At 28.9% G+C, this 18,919-nt stretch carries 18 protein-coding genes; 4 read left to right on the top strand and 14 right to left on the bottom strand.

Annotation, left to right across the window (positions count from 1 at the left end):
* Window positions 1-110: 110 nt before the first annotated feature.
* The 3 genes from ARA56_RS00280 to ARA56_RS00270 form a co-directional block, all read right to left on the bottom strand.
* Window positions 111-1,025, bottom strand: coding sequence for a sensor histidine kinase (locus ARA56_RS00280; protein ID WP_242855819.1), 915 nt, complete (start codon window positions 1,023-1,025; stop codon window positions 111-113).
* A 107-nt stretch (window positions 1,026-1,132) separates the two neighbouring features.
* On the bottom strand, window positions 1,133-1,804 hold the full coding sequence (locus ARA56_RS00275; protein WP_055263107.1) for a response regulator transcription factor: 672 nt from the start codon (window positions 1,802-1,804) through the stop codon (window positions 1,133-1,135).
* Between the two features lie 110 nt (window positions 1,805-1,914).
* Window positions 1,915-2,361, bottom strand: coding sequence for a hypothetical protein (locus ARA56_RS00270; RefSeq protein ID WP_055262748.1), 447 nt, complete (start codon window positions 2,359-2,361; stop codon window positions 1,915-1,917).
* A 206-nt stretch (window positions 2,362-2,567) separates the two neighbouring features.
* Between ARA56_RS00270 and ARA56_RS00265 the strand changes: the two genes are divergently transcribed.
* Complete coding sequence (locus ARA56_RS00265) at window positions 2,568-2,870, top strand: hypothetical protein (protein WP_055262746.1); 303 nt, start codon at window positions 2,568-2,570, stop codon at window positions 2,868-2,870.
* 206 nt (window positions 2,871-3,076) lie between these two features.
* Here ARA56_RS00265 and ARA56_RS00260 read toward each other — a convergent pair whose 3' ends face one another.
* The 5 genes from ARA56_RS00260 to ARA56_RS00240 all read right to left on the bottom strand — a co-directional run bounded on the left by ARA56_RS00260 (window position 3,077) and on the right by ARA56_RS00240 (window position 8,455).
* Window positions 3,077-3,880, bottom strand: coding sequence for an alpha/beta hydrolase (locus ARA56_RS00260; protein WP_055262744.1), 804 nt, complete (start codon window positions 3,878-3,880; stop codon window positions 3,077-3,079).
* A 237-nt stretch (window positions 3,881-4,117) separates the two neighbouring features.
* On the bottom strand, window positions 4,118-5,671 hold the full coding sequence (locus tag ARA56_RS00255) for an AAA family ATPase (protein ID WP_055262742.1): 1,554 nt from the start codon (window positions 5,669-5,671) through the stop codon (window positions 4,118-4,120).
* Between the two features lie 160 nt (window positions 5,672-5,831).
* Complete coding sequence (locus ARA56_RS00250; RefSeq protein ID WP_084758915.1) at window positions 5,832-6,935, bottom strand: helix-turn-helix transcriptional regulator; 1,104 nt, start codon at window positions 6,933-6,935, stop codon at window positions 5,832-5,834.
* Between the two features lie 215 nt (window positions 6,936-7,150).
* Window positions 7,151-7,738, bottom strand: coding sequence for an HD domain-containing protein (locus ARA56_RS00245; protein WP_055262740.1), 588 nt, complete (start codon window positions 7,736-7,738; stop codon window positions 7,151-7,153).
* 60 nt (window positions 7,739-7,798) lie between these two features.
* The gene (locus ARA56_RS00240; RefSeq protein WP_207642895.1) at window positions 7,799-8,455 is read right to left on the bottom strand and encodes an HAD family hydrolase; all 657 of its coding nucleotides are present in this window, start codon (window positions 8,453-8,455) and stop codon (window positions 7,799-7,801) included.
* A 436-nt stretch (window positions 8,456-8,891) separates the two neighbouring features.
* On the opposite strand from ARA56_RS00240, the gene ARA56_RS00235 reads away from it, so the two are divergent.
* From ARA56_RS00235 to ARA56_RS00225, 3 genes are read left to right on the top strand one after another with little or no spacing between them, the layout of a single operon-like run.
* Window positions 8,892-9,608: a DUF5058 family protein gene (locus ARA56_RS00235; RefSeq protein ID WP_055262738.1), complete on the top strand. Its 717-nt coding sequence runs from the start codon at window positions 8,892-8,894 to the stop codon at window positions 9,606-9,608.
* A 13-nt stretch (window positions 9,609-9,621) separates the two neighbouring features.
* Complete coding sequence (locus ARA56_RS00230) at window positions 9,622-10,308, top strand: hypothetical protein (RefSeq protein WP_055262736.1); 687 nt, start codon at window positions 9,622-9,624, stop codon at window positions 10,306-10,308.
* Between the two features lies 1 nt (window position 10,309).
* Window positions 10,310-11,638, top strand: coding sequence for a M20/M25/M40 family metallo-hydrolase (locus ARA56_RS00225; protein WP_055262734.1), 1,329 nt, complete (start codon window positions 10,310-10,312; stop codon window positions 11,636-11,638).
* Between the two features lie 136 nt (window positions 11,639-11,774).
* Here ARA56_RS00225 and ARA56_RS00220 read toward each other — a convergent pair whose 3' ends face one another.
* The 6 genes from ARA56_RS00220 to ARA56_RS00195 all read right to left on the bottom strand — a co-directional run bounded on the left by ARA56_RS00220 (window position 11,775) and on the right by ARA56_RS00195 (window position 18,762).
* Window positions 11,775-12,854: a MupG family TIM beta-alpha barrel fold protein gene (locus ARA56_RS00220; RefSeq protein ID WP_055262732.1), complete on the bottom strand. Its 1,080-nt coding sequence runs from the start codon at window positions 12,852-12,854 to the stop codon at window positions 11,775-11,777.
* An 81-nt stretch (window positions 12,855-12,935) separates the two neighbouring features.
* Entirely contained in the window at window positions 12,936-14,360 is a 1,425-nt protein-coding gene (locus tag ARA56_RS00215) for a PTS transporter subunit EIIC (RefSeq protein WP_055262730.1), read from the bottom strand.
* A 23-nt stretch (window positions 14,361-14,383) separates the two neighbouring features.
* The gene (murQ, locus tag ARA56_RS00210; protein ID WP_055262728.1) at window positions 14,384-15,280 is read right to left on the bottom strand and encodes an N-acetylmuramic acid 6-phosphate etherase; all 897 of its coding nucleotides are present in this window, start codon (window positions 15,278-15,280) and stop codon (window positions 14,384-14,386) included.
* Between the two features lie 737 nt (window positions 15,281-16,017).
* Window positions 16,018-16,482 carry a hydrogenase maturation protease gene (locus ARA56_RS00205; protein WP_055262726.1) on the bottom strand — a complete coding sequence of 155 codons (465 nt, stop codon included), beginning with the start codon at window positions 16,480-16,482 and terminating at the stop codon, window positions 16,018-16,020.
* Between the two features lie 29 nt (window positions 16,483-16,511).
* Window positions 16,512-17,930: a nickel-dependent hydrogenase large subunit gene (locus tag ARA56_RS00200; protein ID WP_148315720.1), complete on the bottom strand. Its 1,419-nt coding sequence runs from the start codon at window positions 17,928-17,930 to the stop codon at window positions 16,512-16,514.
* Window positions 17,923-18,762 (bottom strand): hydrogenase small subunit, encoded by an 840-nt coding sequence (locus tag ARA56_RS00195; protein WP_055263099.1) that lies wholly within the window; start codon window positions 18,760-18,762, stop codon window positions 17,923-17,925. Before ARA56_RS00195 ends, ARA56_RS00200 begins: the two co-directional genes overlap by 8 nt.
* Window positions 18,763-18,919 lie beyond the last annotated feature (157 nt).

The following is an 18,919-nucleotide window of genomic DNA, read 5'->3' as shown; positions in this document are numbered from 1 at the left end:
CTCCAAAATCTAATTTCTATTTAGCTGAGCTATTAATCAGCTTACAAATTAATTTTAGTGGTTTTTTAATAATTAATCCTTCACTTAACATTACATTTAAACATCTAATGTTACATTTTTGTAATGGTAGTGAAATCAGATATTTTATTAAACTTTATTTTAAATAAAGTGTATTTATTTTTTACTGACTGCACTTCAAATGAATTTCCTAGCTTATCTAAAATCTTCTTAGAAAAATAAAGTCCCATTCCAGTTGATTTATATATAGTATTTCTACCATTGCTACCTGTAAAACCTTTATTAAATACTCTCTCAATATCCTCCTTGGCTATTCCAATCCCATTATCTCTAATATTTAAACATATGTATTTATCTGTTTCCTCTGCATAAAATTTTATTTCTGCATTTTCCTTCGAGTACTTTATTGCATTATTAATAAGCTGATCTAAAACATATAAAATCCACTTTTTATCTGTATAAACATAGTGGTCTAAGTTATCTAAGCTTATATCAATACTATTTCTTATTAATAAGAATGCATTATTTTTAATAGCTTGCTTTACTATATCTTTTAACTTTTCCTCTGAAATAAATATATCCTCTGCAGCAGCTGTTGCTCTACTTCCATACATTACTGAATTAACTAAGAAATTAATTTTTTCAGTTTCATTTTTAATATCTGTACTTATCTTTGCATCATCAATACGCTCTAAAATCATTGATATTGCACTAATAGGAAGTTTTATTTCATGAACCCACCTTGAAATATACTCTTCCATATCTTTAATTTGTTCATCTTTAATATCTATAACCTCTGAATACTTGCTTTCTTTTTTATTAATGATATATCTGATTATCTCTTCTTCTAAAAAATCACCTTCAACATCATCTATATTGATATCATTATCATCTTCAACAAACTCATATAGCTTACTATAACGTTCCTTCCAGCTTCTATACTTAATTATGAAAGCTACTATATAAAGAACTACTAATATTAAATCTAAATAATATACTTCTCCCATATTATCCTTTAGCAAATTTAACACTAGAAAATATATGTTAATAAAAAATAAGATACTACAATTAAACAAAATACATTTTATATTTTCTCGTATAAACCTTTTTAAATTCATTGTATAAAATACCCTATTCCTTTTTTAGTTTTAATTACATCATCTAAACCTAAGTCCTTTATTTTCCCTCTAAGCCTAGTAATATTCACCGTTAATGTATTATCACTAACAAATTCATCATCATTCCATAAGCTCATCATAATCTTTTCCCTGGCTACTACCTTCCCCTTATTTTTTATAAGCAATGATAGTATCTTAATCTCATTTTTAGTAAGCTCTATTTCTTTATCCTTATATCTAAAAATACACTTTTCAATATCTAAAACTGCATCATTATAATAAATTAAAGAATCAGAACTTGCATAATCATAGCTTCTACGTAATAATGCATTTATCTTTGATATTAATACGTCAACTGAAAAAGGCTTTGTAATATAATCATCTCCACCATTATTCATTCCCATAATAATATCCATATTAGAATCTCTTGAAGATAAGAATATTATGGGAACCTTAGAAATCTCCCTTATTTTTTCACACCAATAAAATCCATCATAATACGGTAAATTTATATCCATTAATATAAGACTTGGTTTTATATCTATAAATTCCTTTAATATATTTTCAAAATCATCTATTGTAGCTACTTCAAATCCCCACTTAACTAATGATAATTCTAACTCTCTAGCTACATTTAAATCATCTTCAATTAATAATATCTTTTTCAACATCTTCACCTCTTACTTAGTATATTGCTTATCTTAGCAAAATACTATTATAAATTTACCATATTTATATAGTGATAATAATAAAACACTAGCTGAGAACTTAATCCCAGCTAGTGTTTTACTCTCCCAACAAACTCATCATAACTTTCAGGCTTACCATTTCCAAATATAATTTTAAATTCATTTGTTTCTGTATTTCTATAATTAATATAGCTCTTATTTAAATCTAATCTAGAAGTATCACTAAAATTAAACTTCTTTAATACATCCTCTTCCCTAACATTTTCACCTAATGTTCCTACTTGTCCAATTCCACTAGAAGTTACTAGCTTATATGCTCCACATGGATTTAAATATTCGATTTCTTTTACTTCTATAGATTCGCTTTCTTCCTCATGACATTTATCACAGTGACAACCTAGCTCATGCTTTGGATTTTCTTTATTATAAAAATAACCACAACAATTACAAATCTTAGTTGTTCCATTAGATGAGTTTTCTATACTAACTAATCCCCCACATATTTTACATTTCTCAATATTTAATACGTTATCCATATTATCCCCCCATTCTTCCTTCATAAATTAATTATATTAATAACATAGTATTTTTATGAAAGATACTTTTGTATCATTATCTCTGTTTGTTTTTTTATTTTATGATTATACTCATTTACGAGTATTTTATTTTAAAGTATAATATAAATATATAGTATCGAATAATATATGAATTCAATAATATCATTTAAGGGGGGTGAAAAATTATGACTGATTTTATTCTAATTATTTTACCATTGATATTAGTTAGTATTGCAATGATTTTATTAGTAAATAATCTTAAGAAGAAAAATGAAAAAAAGAAAGTTTCCAAAAATGAAACACGCAATCAAAAAGAAGATAAATCAGAAGAAGATTATATGACTTTAGGAATGACATTAGGAATGTGTTTTGGTGTAACAATAGGCTCAATATTTACAAATACATTTGGACCAAATTCTATCACTTATGGAATATGTTTTGGCATGTTAGGTGGTATGGTTATAGGAATGACAATAAAGAAAAAGTAATTCTTAATTAAACATAGTAATGCACTAGCAAATTTAAATTATTGAGATTTAGAAATAAAGTGGATAAGTTATTTCTTCACTTTTATATGACCTATTATAACATCGGTTTAAAACAGAGCCTAAAAATAAAATACTAACTATAAACATACTATATTATAGTTAGTATTTTAAATTTTACACTTGATAATATTTACTAAAAAATGCTATTAAATCCACTCTAAAAATATTGGGAATCTTTTTCTCCAAGAAGCTTCAGAGTGATTTGCCCCTTCATCAATAATAAGCTTTAAATCTTCGCTATCTTGTCCTAATTCCAAAAGCAGATTTGCTATATCTTTTGTATCTTCTACATAAATTCTATTAAAATCTTTATTTTCTTCATCTGAAGTTTCTTTAGTTCCTACATCTAGATAAACCTTAGTTCCTTTTTTAAAGTTATCTTTTATAAATTCCATTAGTTTATCTTTTTTAAACCAAGCTGCTGTTGAAAATGCTCCAATAGCAGAAAATATTTCTTTATACTTATACCCTGCATATAAAGAGATAAATGCTCCCATTGATGAGCCGGCAATAAATGTATTATTTCTATCTTTTAATGTTCTGTACCTTTTATCTATAAGTGGTTTTAATGTTTTAACTAAAAACTCTACGTACAAATCTCCCTCTCCACCAGCAACTTGTAAAGTTTTTGAATGGATAAATTCTGATAAATTGTCATTTACCCAAGGTGAATATTCATCAATTCTTCCTCCATCTAAATTACAGTCAACTCCTACAACTATAATTCCATCTCTACCCTGTTTCTCAATATCACTTACAGCATCTTGAATTCTCCATGCTTCACCAAATGATGCAGTTTCCTCATAAAATAGATTATGTCCATCTTGCATATAAAGTACAGCATATTTTTTATCTTCTCTTTCATCATAATCACCTGGTAAATATACTCTTACCATTCTATCTCTTCCTAATTGATCTATATGAATACTAAAGTTTTCAATTCTATACATCCTCAACACCCCATTTACCTTATTTATCATTCATAGTTGATAATATTCTCTTTAATTATACCCTAGTTATTATATTGATGAAACAGGCTTAACTCTATTCTATATTAAAGTAAAGGTAAAACAGTTTCTTTTATGCTTATCTCTAAATACCATAGAATATAATTTATATTTAATAAGCTCTGCTAGATACTTTTTTATCTAACAGAGCCTAATATCATAGTTCATTCTATAATCTTATTATATTTTTTCTATTTTACAGGCATGTTCTTTAGTTTTGGAATCATAACATATCGCAACTGCTAATACATCATTATTTTCTTTTTTAAACTTCTCTACATACTCTTTATCTTTTATTTGATTTAATGCTTTATCTACACTTTCATCTTTTTTAAGTTCAACAATAAATGCAGTATCTCGCTTTCTTCTTGGATGGAAAGTAAAATCAGCATAACCCTTTCCTGTTTTTTCTTCACGTTCAACTCTATAACTATCTCTAGCACTTAAATATGCTAATGTCAAAACACATGATAATGAATTTTCGTCATTGTACTGAAGTATTGGTATTTCTGAGTTATGAATATTATGCAGTATAGTCTCAACTGTCTTTACATCTCCATTAACAGTTGCTTTTAACATATTTCTTGAGTTTTCTATTATTTCTGCAACTTCTCCAAAAGCTTCATCCTTTAGTGCCTTTTCAAACTCAAGCATAAGTTCCTTATTAGGTATTTTTAAGTATCCATCATGATAAGATAAAAATCCTAATACTATCATAGCTGAATAAATCTCTTCTTTAGTTCTAGGGTCTCTCTGCCCTGCTCTAAATTCTTCATTAATAAAGATGTCTATTTCTCCACCAGACACCATTTCAATAACGTCTTCTCTTATTTCCAGAGTGTTGTATTTCAAATATTCTGTAACTTCATCCATTGCACCAGTATTAGTCCAATAACTTTCACAATATCCATTTTGAAGTGCTTTTACAACGGATCTTGGGTTATATAACCTCTTACCTTTAACTGTCAAATATCCGTTATACCAGTTTTCCAATTCCGAAAATTCAACAACATCATTTTTACTACATAAATTTAGCACCTCTTCAGATGTAAATCCAAAATACTCATCATAAATCCTATCTTTTAAGAATGTGAATTCATCAAACATATTAAGTGCTGATCCACTTGAGTATTTTTTGATAGGAAGTACCCCAGTCATATACGCAAGAGATACATATGGTTGGTCCTTTAAAAGCTGTCTTAAAAATTCTAAAAAGTCATTTTGATTTTCTTCAAAAAGTCTATTACTAAATATATAATCCCATTCGTCAAAAATAAAAATAAATTTATCTCTAGTAGCATTTAATATATCGCTTAATGTGTAATATGGATTAATTTCCATATTAGGATACATCGCTTTCAAATCACCGATTAATCCTTTTTTTAATAATCCAATATAATTTTCATAAGTATTATCTTCATCTGGTATTTTATTAAAACTTATATTTATTACATTATAATTATTTAAATGTTCCTCATAACTTTCACTTTCACTTATTTTAAGCTTATCGAAAACTTCTTTTGAATTAACAGCCTTTGAATAATATGCTCCAAGCATATCTGCTACTGATGATTTACCAAACCTTCTTGGTCTTGTTATGCAAACATATTTATCAGAAGTCTCTATTCTCTCATTTAATTTTTCTATTATTTTAGATTTATCTACAAAGTACTTACTTTTAAAAAGCTGCTTAAAATTTTGAAAAGACTTATCTGTATTTAAAAATATAGCCATACTATCCACCCCTAGAATTAACATACTTTAATTATACCCTAATTGTTATGTTAATAAAACAGTTATAATTGTCTATATATATCCTCAGATTAAAACAACTTCCTAATTATTTAAGATTGTTCATAGAATCTAATTGGTAAATTGAAATTTATCACTCTCTTTATTGATATGTTTTATTAATATTTTTAATTAACATTTTATATTGCAAATCCCCTAATCCATATTGTGGGAAATTGCTAAATAGCTCATTAATAAGTTGCTTTTCAGATTTATTGATATGTTCAATTATATACCTATTAATTTCACTATCTTTATTCAAATAGTTTAAATATAATAATGTAGCTTGATATAATCCTGGCATTAGCTTTTCATTTGGCATCTGTTTATTGCAGATTATACTTTTGTATCTTTGATAACTTCCATTTATATCAATTTCATAAGCATTAGGTAACATTTCATCACTACTTTCAATAGCCATACAGAATAGTACATCTCCATCAAAGTTACTTTGCTCTAAATAAGCAAGTATTGTCAGCATATTCATTTGACAGAACATATCATCACCAAACCATAATACTATTGTATCAAATTCATTTTTAAATAATGGTTCTAATGGATTTAATACTATATCTCTATATTGTTCTATTGTTCCATTAAGTGATTGTACTCTTTTTTCAATAAATGCTTGTGAAAATATTTCTTCATCAGCTTCGCCCCAACACATAGCTTCATTAAATGAAACATAAGTAAAGTTTTCATTACACCATTTCTTCTTCTTAAACTCGTCCATCATACAACTACCATTTAAAATATGAAGAACATTGGATTCATACTTAGAATATATTTCCTCTTGAATAGTATTAATTATTTCATTTTTCATTACATCACCCTGATTATCACTTTCGTTATTATAAGTAATTTTAGAATTAAATTGTGAAGCTGGTAATTTATTTTTTCTATATTCATATGGAGATATTCCATAACAACTTAAAAATGCACGAGAAAATGCTTCTTGAGATGAATAGCAATATTTATATGCAATATCAATAATTCTTAATTTTGTTAAGCATAAATCATCTGCGGCACATTGTAATCTTCTTTTTAAAATATATTTTTTAATTGATATTCCTATGTATTTACGAAAACTTGTTGAGCAATAAAATGGTGAATAATTAACTCTTGTAGCTATATCTGTTAATGAAATATCATTACTCAAATTATCCTCAATATAATCAATAATCTCTTCAATATTATTTTTTTGCATTGTATTCTCCTCCTTACAACTCAATTATATTTGGTCTAATGTTTGATTTTATGATATTTCTTGTGTTAATTTAAAAATTTAAATTCCGCTATGTTTAAGAATAATGTTGAAAATAAGATATTTAAAAAGGACCTACAATTTATTGGTCCTTTTAGTTCATTATTGTTTAATATTATTCACTAAATCTACTCTATAAATTGGAATTTTTATGTGCCTTATGGTCTAAAATTATCCTTATCTACTACTTCATAAATATCTTTACCCATTTTTGCTTCAAAATGTTCTTTCAACGCTAGATTGCTATCCCACTTTGCTTGTGGATATGAACCATATCTACACTTTACATCTCTCATTCGTTCTTCAATATCTAATACGCCTTCAGCTCCAGCCAATGCATCACACAATTGAATAAGTCTATCATACTCGTCCATAGTAGATGATTTCAACGCCTCCTGAATCAATTTCAGCTCATCTTCCATTGTATCAAAATTTCCAATATATTCATCAGTTGTTAGATTACTGAATGAATGAGTAAGGCATATTTTAGCGACTTCATTGTATCCTAGAGACATCATATATGAATAACCATCTGATACATGACCCAAATGTCTTACACCAAACTTTCTACCTATATCGTGTAATAGTCCAAGTATATATGCTTTATTTGAATCTAAATCGTCACATTCAAGTGCTATCTTTTCTGCACAGTGTGCAACCACACGACTGTGGTTCCCCCATGGACCTGGATTGCACCTTTCCGCTTCTCTCAAAAGTTCTATAGCTTCTTCTCTGCTCGGTAACATATATATCAACTCCTCTACATTCCTATTTTTTATACTACTCTATATATTTGAATTTATCTCTTACTTACTAGATTTCTTTAAATAAGAAATAACTTCTTTCAATGAATGTAATACAGCTTTTGTCATATCCAAATAATACTCATTTGGCACTTTCATATCAGGAATGCATATTACAGGAATACTTGCTGAATATGCTGATTGTATTCCTGCTTCACTATCTTCTAAAACTAAGCATTTTTCTGGCTTCTCTGAAAGTTTGTCACAAGCTTTTAGAAAAATATCTGGACTTGGTTTTCCTTTTTCAACTTCATCACCAAATACAAACTCATCAAAGTATTCAATAATGTTGTGTTGTTTTAATATAGTTAATGCTCTATCCTTTGTACTTGAAGAAGCAATTGCAGTTTTGAAACCTTTATCTTTTAAATATGCTAATAATTCTTTTGCTCCAGTTTTTAGATTAACCCCTTGATTAAGAAACTTACTTTCAATTTTTAATACATTATTTAATCCTATCTCAATAGTCAATGGTAACCTATATGTATCTATTAAGTTTGTAACATTCTTTACTTCTGTTTTCCCACTAAAATTTTGAGCATATTCTTCAATAGAAAAATCATGCCCAAATTGATTCAATATTTCTTTATATATTTTATATGAGATTATCTCGCTATCAATTAATAAACCATCTAAATCAAATATCACTGCTTTTATCATCTAATTATCCCCTCAAAACTTCCTATTTATCTACATGTTATCAGATGTATATATATTTCACAATATAATACAATTACGAATTACTTTCTTATTAATTATACACAAATAACAGTAACCATTAAACATTATTTACCATTAAATATAAATTGCTTTTCTTGCTTTAAAATCCTTTATTTGAGTAGTGGAATACGAAGTATGAGATTGAACAAACAATCTTTTACACCTCATCGTATCTTTTTCTGTTTTAAACAACTCTATCCATTTAAACCAATACATTAGGATAATTTAATCAAATATCAACATATATCTTGAACATAGAGAAATAATTAAGTCCTGTTAAATATAGAGAATTAAATTTTCCAAAACTCTTCTGTTAAATTATGTATAAATATGATAAAATATGTAGTATATACATATTTTATTAAGGAGGGGTTTTATGGATGGCATAACCCAATTAACAAACTCTACAACGATGTACTTAATTTCAGGTACCATCATTACTGCTGTAGCCTTAGTATGCGTATTATTTTTTATAAGAGCGTATAAAGAAGGGATTAAAATAGGAATGGATAAAAAAGATTTGAGTAAGGTTATAACCTCGAGTACCATCTTTACAATTGTTCCGTCAATCGGAATATTATTAGGTGTAATAACATTGTCTGGGTCACTAGGAGTCCCTATCCCATGGTTAAGGTTGTCTGTAATAGGTGCTTTACACTATGAAGTTATGGCAGCGGATATGGCTGCTAAGGTCAGTGGATTACTAGCATTATCTCCTGAATTTATGACACCTGAAATATTAGTTACTATTGTTTTTGTAATGGCAATAGGGATAATATGGGGTAGCATATTTTGTGTGATTGGTCTTAAAAAATATCAAAGTACCATAAAAAAATCTACATCTAAAGATAATAGATGGGGACAACTTTTATTTAATGCAATTTTCATAGGCTTGGTTTGTGCTTTTGTTGGATCATCTTTTGGAGATGTAAGACAAGGCTCCTTTACTAGTTTAATAGTTATAGTAATTTCTGCTTTATCTATGTCAATTTGTGATTATTTAGTTAAAAAGAAAAACCAAAAATGGTTAGATAGCTTTGCACTTTCTATTAGTATGCTAATAGGTATGGCTATGGCTATACTAGTAGGTTAGGAGGAATACTATTATGATGAAAGAAAAAGAAATGCAAATTGATAATTTGGAAAAGTTTGATGATATTATGCATAAGTATGGCAGAATCTCTACTGTTGTATTGATAATTATGTTGTTATCAACTCCATTTTTAATAGCTATGTACTTTGGCGCAAATATTGATTTTAAATCGGCATTAGCTGGAAGTATTGGAATATGTGCTTTATTCTTACCAGCTTCTATTGTAGAGGTTATCACCTATGCACCAATGCTTGGAACAGGGGCTACTTACTTAGCATTTATAACTGGTAATTTAACTAATTTAAAGATACCTTGCTGCATGAATGCAAGAAATTTAGTTGGAACAGAATTTGGTACTAAAGAAAATGAAATCGTTTCAACAATATCTGTAGCTATATCTTCAATAACTACTATCATAGTTATTGCTATTGGAGTAATGTTAATGGTTCCTCTTGAACCTATTATAAATTCTCCTGTACTAGAACCTGCTTTCTCAACAGTAGTTCCAGCATTATTTGGAGCTCTTGGATATCAATATATAAAACAGGCTCCTAAAGTAGCTATCATACCATTCTTGCTAGTTTCTGTACTTTGTTTTGCAGTACCTAATTTAGCATCACAAGTGGTAGTTCTTATAGCTGTAGCTGCTATACTTTCTATAGTAATAGCAAGGATTTTATATAATAAGGGGAAACTATAAAATGAATAATTTAGATAAAAATACTATAGCTAAAAATTTATCAGAAATGATACAAGTAAATACTATTAAAACAGATGATATGTCTCAGTATGAGATATTTCAAAATTTATTAGAGGAATTATATCCTACTATACATGCTAAAGGTGAAAAGGTAATCATAGCTGGCTCACTTCTTATTAAAATTAAAGGGAAAAATAGCAATCTAAAACCGATGCTATTAATGTCTCATACTGATGTTGTAGAAGCCGATGGAGTATGGAAACACTCACCTTTCTCTGGTGATATTGCAGATGATTGTGTATGGGGAAGAGGAACTGTTGATACTAAAGGTGCTTTATGTGCATTCCTTGAAGCAACAGAAGACTTATTAAAGGAAGGTTTTGTTCCAGAATCAGATTTATATTTAGCTTCATCAATTGATGAAGAAACATTAGGAGTAGGTGCTAAAAAAACTGTTGAATACTTAAAAAGTAAAGGTGTGAAATTAGGGATTGTCTTGGACGAAGGTGGTGCTATAATTGAATCTCCTATGCCTGGTCTTACTGGATACTATGCTATGCTTGGAATTATGGAGAAAGGCTATGCTAATGTTGAATTTATAGCAAAGTCATTAGGTGGACATGCTAGTACGCCAACTAACAATACTCCCATAGCTAGGTTAGCATCTTTTGTAAATGATGTTAATACTAAATCACCTTTTAAAAAAGAATTGACTAAACCAGTAAAAGATATGTTTAAAGAGATGTCTAAGTATATGGCTAACCCTTATAAATCTTTATTTGGTAATGTAGAGTTACTTAGTCCTATATTGAAGAGTGTTCTTCCAAAGGTAAGCTCACAAGCTAATGCTATGCTTACAACTACTTGTGCTTTTACTATGGCTAGTGGAAGTAAGGCTCCAAATATAATTCCTGAGACTGCTTCAGTTACAGCTAATATGAGAGTAATGGTACATCAACCATTACAAGAATCCCTTAAAATAATAAAAAATGTAGCTAAAAAATATGATATAGAAATGAAAGTATTATATTCTCATGATTGCTCTAAAGTTACAGATGTTAAAAGCGACGGATATAAATATATTTGCAATTGCATAACAAATACATTTGAAGATGTTAAACCTGTTCCGTTTATAGTTTTAGCTGGAACTGATGCTAGACATTATAATGAAATATGTGATTGCGTAGTTAGGTTTGCACCATTAAGGTTAAATAAACAACAATTAAATAGTCCACATGGATTAGATGAAAATATAAGTATAGATGCTCTGTATGGAGCAAGTAAATTCTATAGATATTTCATAGAAAATTATAAAGGAGTTAACATATAAATCAGTTTATATATAAAAAATGGAGTACACTTAAGTTCTCCATTTTTTTCATGTACATAATTTTAATATTAGCTATATTTAATTTAAATACATTCAAAAAAACTTTACCATTTATGAATATATTATACTTCTTATTTTAAAATTCTTTATTATAGAAGGAAAATTTCTTCCCTTCATCTATATATCTTAATAAATGAAGACTATTTTCTGAAACTTTTGCCACAACATTTATTCTATAATCTCTTTTCTTATTAACTTTTAATATTTGTAACTCTCCCATATATCTTCCGTATTCAATATTATCTATGGTTATATATCCAATCTCACTATCTATAGTATTCATCGGAATTATTATATCTCCATTTAAATTATACCTGCTTTCTACAGCCCTAATAGCATCTCTTGCTTGGTCAACTCTTGGAGTGTATGTTTCTTTTAACAATCTATTTATAATATCGTCTTTAACCATAACTTCAATATCTAACATAATTTCATCTTGTTTTAATAAAGATAACTCTTTTAGTTCTTGAATACTAGGAAGAGAATCACCAATAAAGACAGTTTCATTTCCTAATGCAAATAATTCATTTGCTGCAATTCTTACATCTAGATTTCTATGATTCTCTAGTGTAGGTAATCCCTCTTTAATAGGACCTCTTTTCCTATTATTAGACTGTATAAAGGAAGAAACTTTAATTCCTCTTTTAGATAATAGTTTATTTTGCTTCTCCATATATTCTATTGATATTCCCGTGCCTGCTCTTGGATAAAAATTATGAAGAGCATCTATATTTTTGTATTCAACTTCAAGTTTATCTAACTTTAATAAAAATTCCTCAGTTACTGTTGATCCATTTAATTGAACTTTTATTCCATAAGGATTTCTGCTCATTTTAGCAATTTCCTCTTCATTATATCCAAAGTCAACTCTTATAGTTTTAACTCCAATCTCACTTAAACCCTTTAAATCCATATTATCTAAATTTAAGAACTTAAAAGTATTTGGAGATATATCACTAATTATATCCATATCATACTCTTTTGCTATTTTAAAAAATTCTTTAACTTGACTTTTTAAAATACTATAATCTGCCTCAGGTATATGTAATGATGTAAAAATTCTTGTAAACCCTAGATTTTTTCCATCTTTTAAAAGCTGTAAATTTTCTTCCATAGTATTATCTAATCCAAAATATATCGAAAAACCTAAACTCATAAATTATAACTCCCTTTTTATTAAAATGTGCTAGATTTAATATTATCATATTTAATCTAGCACAACTCTAAATTTATTTAATTATGCATTTTTAACATCAGATTCTTTAATAACAAAATAAGTTATAATAAATCCAGCAACATATGAAATGATAAGACCTATAAAATAATTAAGCATACATTCCGGTTTCATTATTGGAATAGCAACTAACCCTGATGGCCCCCAAGAGTTTGCTAATACATGTGTAAGCATTACATAAGCTCCACCAAATCCTGCTCCAAGCCCTGCAGTAATAAATGGTTTAAACATAGGGAGTGTAACTCCATATATCAATGGTTCTCCAACGCCTAAGAAACCTGCTGGAAGTGCCCCTGCAATAACCTTTTGTAATCTATTATTTTTAACTTTTTTAGCAATAAAGTAAATTGCAATTGCTGCACCAACTTGTCCTGCTCCTGCCATTGCAAGTACTGGGAATAATGATACTCCACCCATTGCTTCTAATTGAACTGCATAAATAGGTATTAATCCATGATGTAATCCAAATAAAACCATTGGTAAGAATAATGCTGATAATATATATCCACTAATTACGCTAACAACTGGATTTGAAGAATTTATAAATATACTTAAAACTGAAACTAGTCCATCTGATAAGAATCCAGCCACTGGCATGATAATAAATACAAATAATATTCCTGATATAAGTAAAGTTAATAAAGGAGTTAAAATTAAATCTAAAACATCCGGAATTCTCTTACGCATTGCCTTTTCTATTTTAGCTAGTATATATACACCTATAATTACACCTATAATACCGCCTTTTCCAGTAGTCAAAATAGAATTTAGAGGCACACTTTCATCATATAATCCAAGAGTTGTAGATATAGTAACTATATTAGCACTAATTGACATAGCACCTAACATACCTCCTAATCCTTCTGTTGCACCAAATTGTTTTGCAGAATTAATACCTGTATATATTGCAAAGTATGATAAGAATCCTCCACCTATAAGTGAGAACATTAATTGAGTCATTTTCCAGAAACCTTCTGCTGAAAGAATTCCTTGACCTTGAAGTGTTGTTATCAAACTTGCTAATCCATTAAATATACCTGCTGCTATAATTGCAGGAATTAAAAGAATAAATATATTAGCTATAGTATTAATTGCTTGTTTAAACTTACCCTTTTTTTGTCCGCCTTTTATTGCATCTTTATTTTGTTTCCAATCCTCAGTTACAACACCATCTCTAGGAATTCCTAATTCCTCAACACATATATCTGTAACTTTCTTAGCTTTACCTGGTCCTAAAACTATTTGAATATAGTTTCCATTATCTACAATGCCTAGAACCCCTTCAGTATTTTTAAGTTCATCTTTTTGAACTAAACATTCGTTCTTTACTGTCATTCTAAGTCTGGTCATACAATTTGCAGCTTTAACAATATTATTCTTACCACCAACTAATTCAATAATCTTTTTGGCTAAATCTTGATTTGTCATATAATATTCATCCCCCTATTAATTTAATTTTCTATGGCTTTTCTAATATGTCCTTTAGCTCTATTTAACGCTTCTTCTGCTTCTTTAGAGTTACAATGTAGTAATATCATTACTATAGCTACTTTAACCTTTCCTCTTGCTTGCTGTAATGTTTTTTTTGCTACTTCTCTATCTGCTTGAGTTGCTTCCATAACTATATTCTCTGATCTTTCAATTAACTTCTCATTAGTCTGCATTAAATCTACCATAAGATTTTTATATACCTTTCCCATACCTACCATACTTCCTGTAGATATCATATTTAATACCATCTTTTGTGCAGAACCTGCTTTCAATCTAGTTGAACCAGTAAGTACTTCTGGGCCTACAATAAGCTCTATAGATATATCTGATAACTTACTCATCTCTGAATTTTCATTACATACTATACAAGCCGTTTTACACCCAATTTTTCTAGCATATTTTAGTCCATAAATCACATATGGAGTTCTTCCACTAGCTGCTAATCCAATTACTATATCATCATTATTTAGATTAATATTCTTCAAGTCTTCTTCACCTAAGGTCTTACTATCTTCTGCACCTTCAACCGCTTTAATAAAAGCTAACTCTCCTCCTGCGATTAATCCTATTACTAAATCATGAGAAACTCCAAATGTCGGTGGACATTCTACTGCGTCCATTAATCCAAGTCGTCCACTTGTACCAGCACCCATATATATTATTCTCCCTCCTTTCTGAAGTGCATTAGTACATGCTTCTATAGCCATTGATATATCAACTAAAGAGTTTCTCACTGCTTGTATTACATTTTCATCCTCCTTATTCATAACAGATGCTATTTCAAAAGGAGTCATTTTATCTAGGTTAATCGTATTAGTATTCATCTTTTCAGTTGTCAGATTTTCTAAATTTAACATATATAATCTCCTTACTTCTTTTGGACATCTATAAAAATTAAATGTCCTTTTATTATTTTTTAATATGAGTTCTGTTAAACTGAGTTAAATTTGGCTCATAATTTCTATTAATATAGGCAGTATATAAAATATCAATCAAATTTAATTATGATATCAGCCAGTCCAGAGTAAATAATAATAAGTGCTAAATTATCTTTTTGCATAGTTTAACTCCTATTCTCAAACTGCTGATATCACTTATCTATCCATTCTTGTATACATTTACATCATTATGAAAATTTGTTTCACATCTTGATTCTTTTAACAAAACTCTCACTACTTCATCTTTGTATATACATTATTATAAATTAATTGCAATTATGACAAATATTCGATTTTACATAAAATAAAAACACTTACATAACCTAAGTGTTTTAATTCTCTATTATTTATTGACAATAATTAATTAATATTATCCGTATTATTCACTCACATATATTTATATCTTCATTAAAATAGTATATAATTATATTATGTAATTATTTCCATTTTGTTGTTAGGAGGAAATATCCTATGCTTGATTTCGCTAAAGCTGCTTTTCCATGGATTCTTTATGGGCTTGGTGTTGCAATTTATATTAAATATATGAATTCTAAAGCTAAACCAAAAGATAAAAAATAAAGACGCCATGTTTATTACCACATGACGTCTTTCACATCTTTTATACCATTAATTATTTATTTTATCTTACATCTTTACTAGCTGTCTCTAACTGATGTTAATATTGAATAGATATTATCTAAAACCTCTTTACAGATATTGTCAAAGTTACTTTGTAATCTTTCAGATAACTCTAGAGAAAACTCTATAACTTCAATTTCAATTCCAATAAAAAATCCCTTTATATTAGGTTTTTCTAATCTTATAGCTTTAAGTAAACTTATATCATGACCTGTATATATTTTATCAAGAAATTCATCGCAATTATCTAAAGTTCTAACTGTTACAGTTCCAGGCTCTTTCATAAAATACGTTGAATCTATTATAATTACTAAATCATCATCCTTAATTTCTTCTATACAATATTGATAATTAGTTTCTCCAACTATTACTTCAATATTTTCATTAATATTCCTTAATGAATCTTGAATTTTTTCTACTACTTTTACACCAATACCATCATCACAAAGTAATATATTACCTATCCCAATAACTTTAATCATAATAATCTCAATCCTATTTCTATAAAGTATTATGCCAATATATTTATTGTTACTGCTTTATGTCTATCGCTAGTCACATGAGCTGCACAACTTAAACACGGGTCAAAGCTCCTAAGAATTCTTCCAACTTCAACAGGACTGGTTATATCTTGAATCTCTGTTCCTATTAATGCCTCTTCAGCAGTACCTCTTACCCCTTTATCATCCTTAGGTGATATATTCCATGTAGATGGTGGAATAACTGTGTAATTTTCTACCTTTTTATCATTTATTGAAATCCAATGAGCTAATGATCCTCTTTCAGCTTCACTTAATCCTACCCCTAAAGCTTTACTAGGAACTTGCCACTCTTTCTGAACAGCCTTTCCTAATTTTGCAATTTTTATTAATTCTTCAGTTATCTCACATACTCTTTTAGCCTCATAGGCTTTTGCTAAAATTCTATCCATAGTAGATATTCCACCTTTATATTCACCACTTAATGTCATTCTTGCTAATGCTCCAACTTCCATTGCAAATCCTTTATATCTAGGTGCATTTATCCAACTATACGCTCCTTGCTTTGTTGGATCTGGGCTTGCTGGATTACTTTTTCCTGGAATCAATGGTTGTCCATTATCAACTGCCCATGTATATTTAACGCTTTCTGTTATATTGTTTATGTCTAAATCTTCTTCCTTACCATTAATTCTTACCTTTGGCAATGAATATCGGATTGGAGGTGCATAATTATCATATAAGCCATAACTCATTAAATTTCCATGGCCGCCTCCTATTTTAAAATAATCACTATATGCTTTAGCTATAATTTCTACGTCAGGAATTAATTTATTTATAATAAAATCTTTTAATATTGTAATTATATATCTACAGCTTTCAATTTGTGGTATATCTATATTTGTAGTTATTCCTCCTACCCATATGCCATGAGGATGTGGAGCTTTTCCTGCTAAAACTGCTAAACCCTTATGAGCTTCTCTACTTAACCTTATAGCTTCAACATAATCTTCATTTATTTTATTAGTAATTGCTTTATCTAATCTATAATCCGCCACTTTAGGAGTTTCTGTCTTAAACAATGGATTTACAGTGATAATTTCTAAATAATCTGGGAAAACAAAGAAATATGTCCATCTTAAATAATTTTGTATAAACTCAAAACCGTTTGCTATATCTCTAATAATTCTACCATTTTCATCTGGATTAATTTTCATTGCATCCTCTAAAGCTCTAACTGATGTTAAAGCATGATGTGTTGAACATATACCACAAATTCTAGGAGTTAATCTTATCATATCTAAAGGCGAGCGACCTTCGAACATTTTTTCAAATCCCCTAAACTGGTTTCCACAAGCCTTAGCATCTACAACCTTATTATTTTCAACCTGCACTTCTATACTTAGAAGTCCACTAACTCTTGTAACAGGATCTACTATTATATTATGCACCTTCACCACCTCCATATTTAACAAATGGTTCCATACTATCTGGAAATCCTGGAGCTGCACAACCTATACAAGTTGTATTGTCTCCAATAGGCCAATTTTCACTATCATTCCATCTACTAACAGGACAATAAGCATAAGTTACTGGTCCCCTACAGCCTAATAAAAACATACACTCTTCTCCTCCAAAGGTTTTTGCAAATATACCTGCATCAAAAAATCTCCTTCTTGGACATCTATCATGTATAAGTTCTCCGTAATAAGCTAAAGGTCTGCCCTCTTTATCTAATTCTGGTACTCCATAATTAACTAAATGTCCCAATACTCCCATAGTCCATACTGGATTAGCTGGACACCCTGGAATTTTTATTACATCATTTCTTTCTAAGAATTCACTTACCCCTACAGCTTCAGATAAATTTGGTTTAGCTGCTGTTGGACCCCCATAGCATGCACAAGTTCCTACGCTTACTATATACTTTGCCTTTGAAGCTAAAAAGTTTACAGCTTCCTTTGCTGTAATTTTTCTTACATTGTATGTACCTATTATTGTAAATAATCCATCTCCTGCTAAAGGTACAGCCCCATCAACTATAAGTACAAATTCTGACTTTAGTATACTAAATAACTCCTCTAATGCTTCTTGGTCTTCATCTCCTTGAATACTCTCAAAATATTTAATATTAAGAAATTCCTTTAGCATGTATAATACATCTGGATCTTCTGCATTTAATAAAGAAATTGCTTCTCCAAAACATCCCGATGTTTCAAGCCAGATAGCATTCATCTTTTTTCTCTCACCTGACTTTACTGCTTCAATTGCTCTTTTTGCCATATTAAAAGCTGACTCTCTCCCTCTAATTCCTGAACTCTTAACACCTAGTTTTTCTTTATCAACGTAAGTAACAGGAATTATATAATCACTTTGAGTAAAAATGAGCATAAATATCTCCTTGAAAATATTATCCTTTTAGTATATTCATTTAAATACA

The organism is Clostridium disporicum (genome assembly GCF_001405015.1).
Taxonomy (GTDB): Bacteria; Bacillota; Clostridia; order Clostridiales; family Clostridiaceae; genus Clostridium; species Clostridium disporicum_B.
This window is presented reverse-complemented; position numbering and strand designations above follow the sequence as displayed.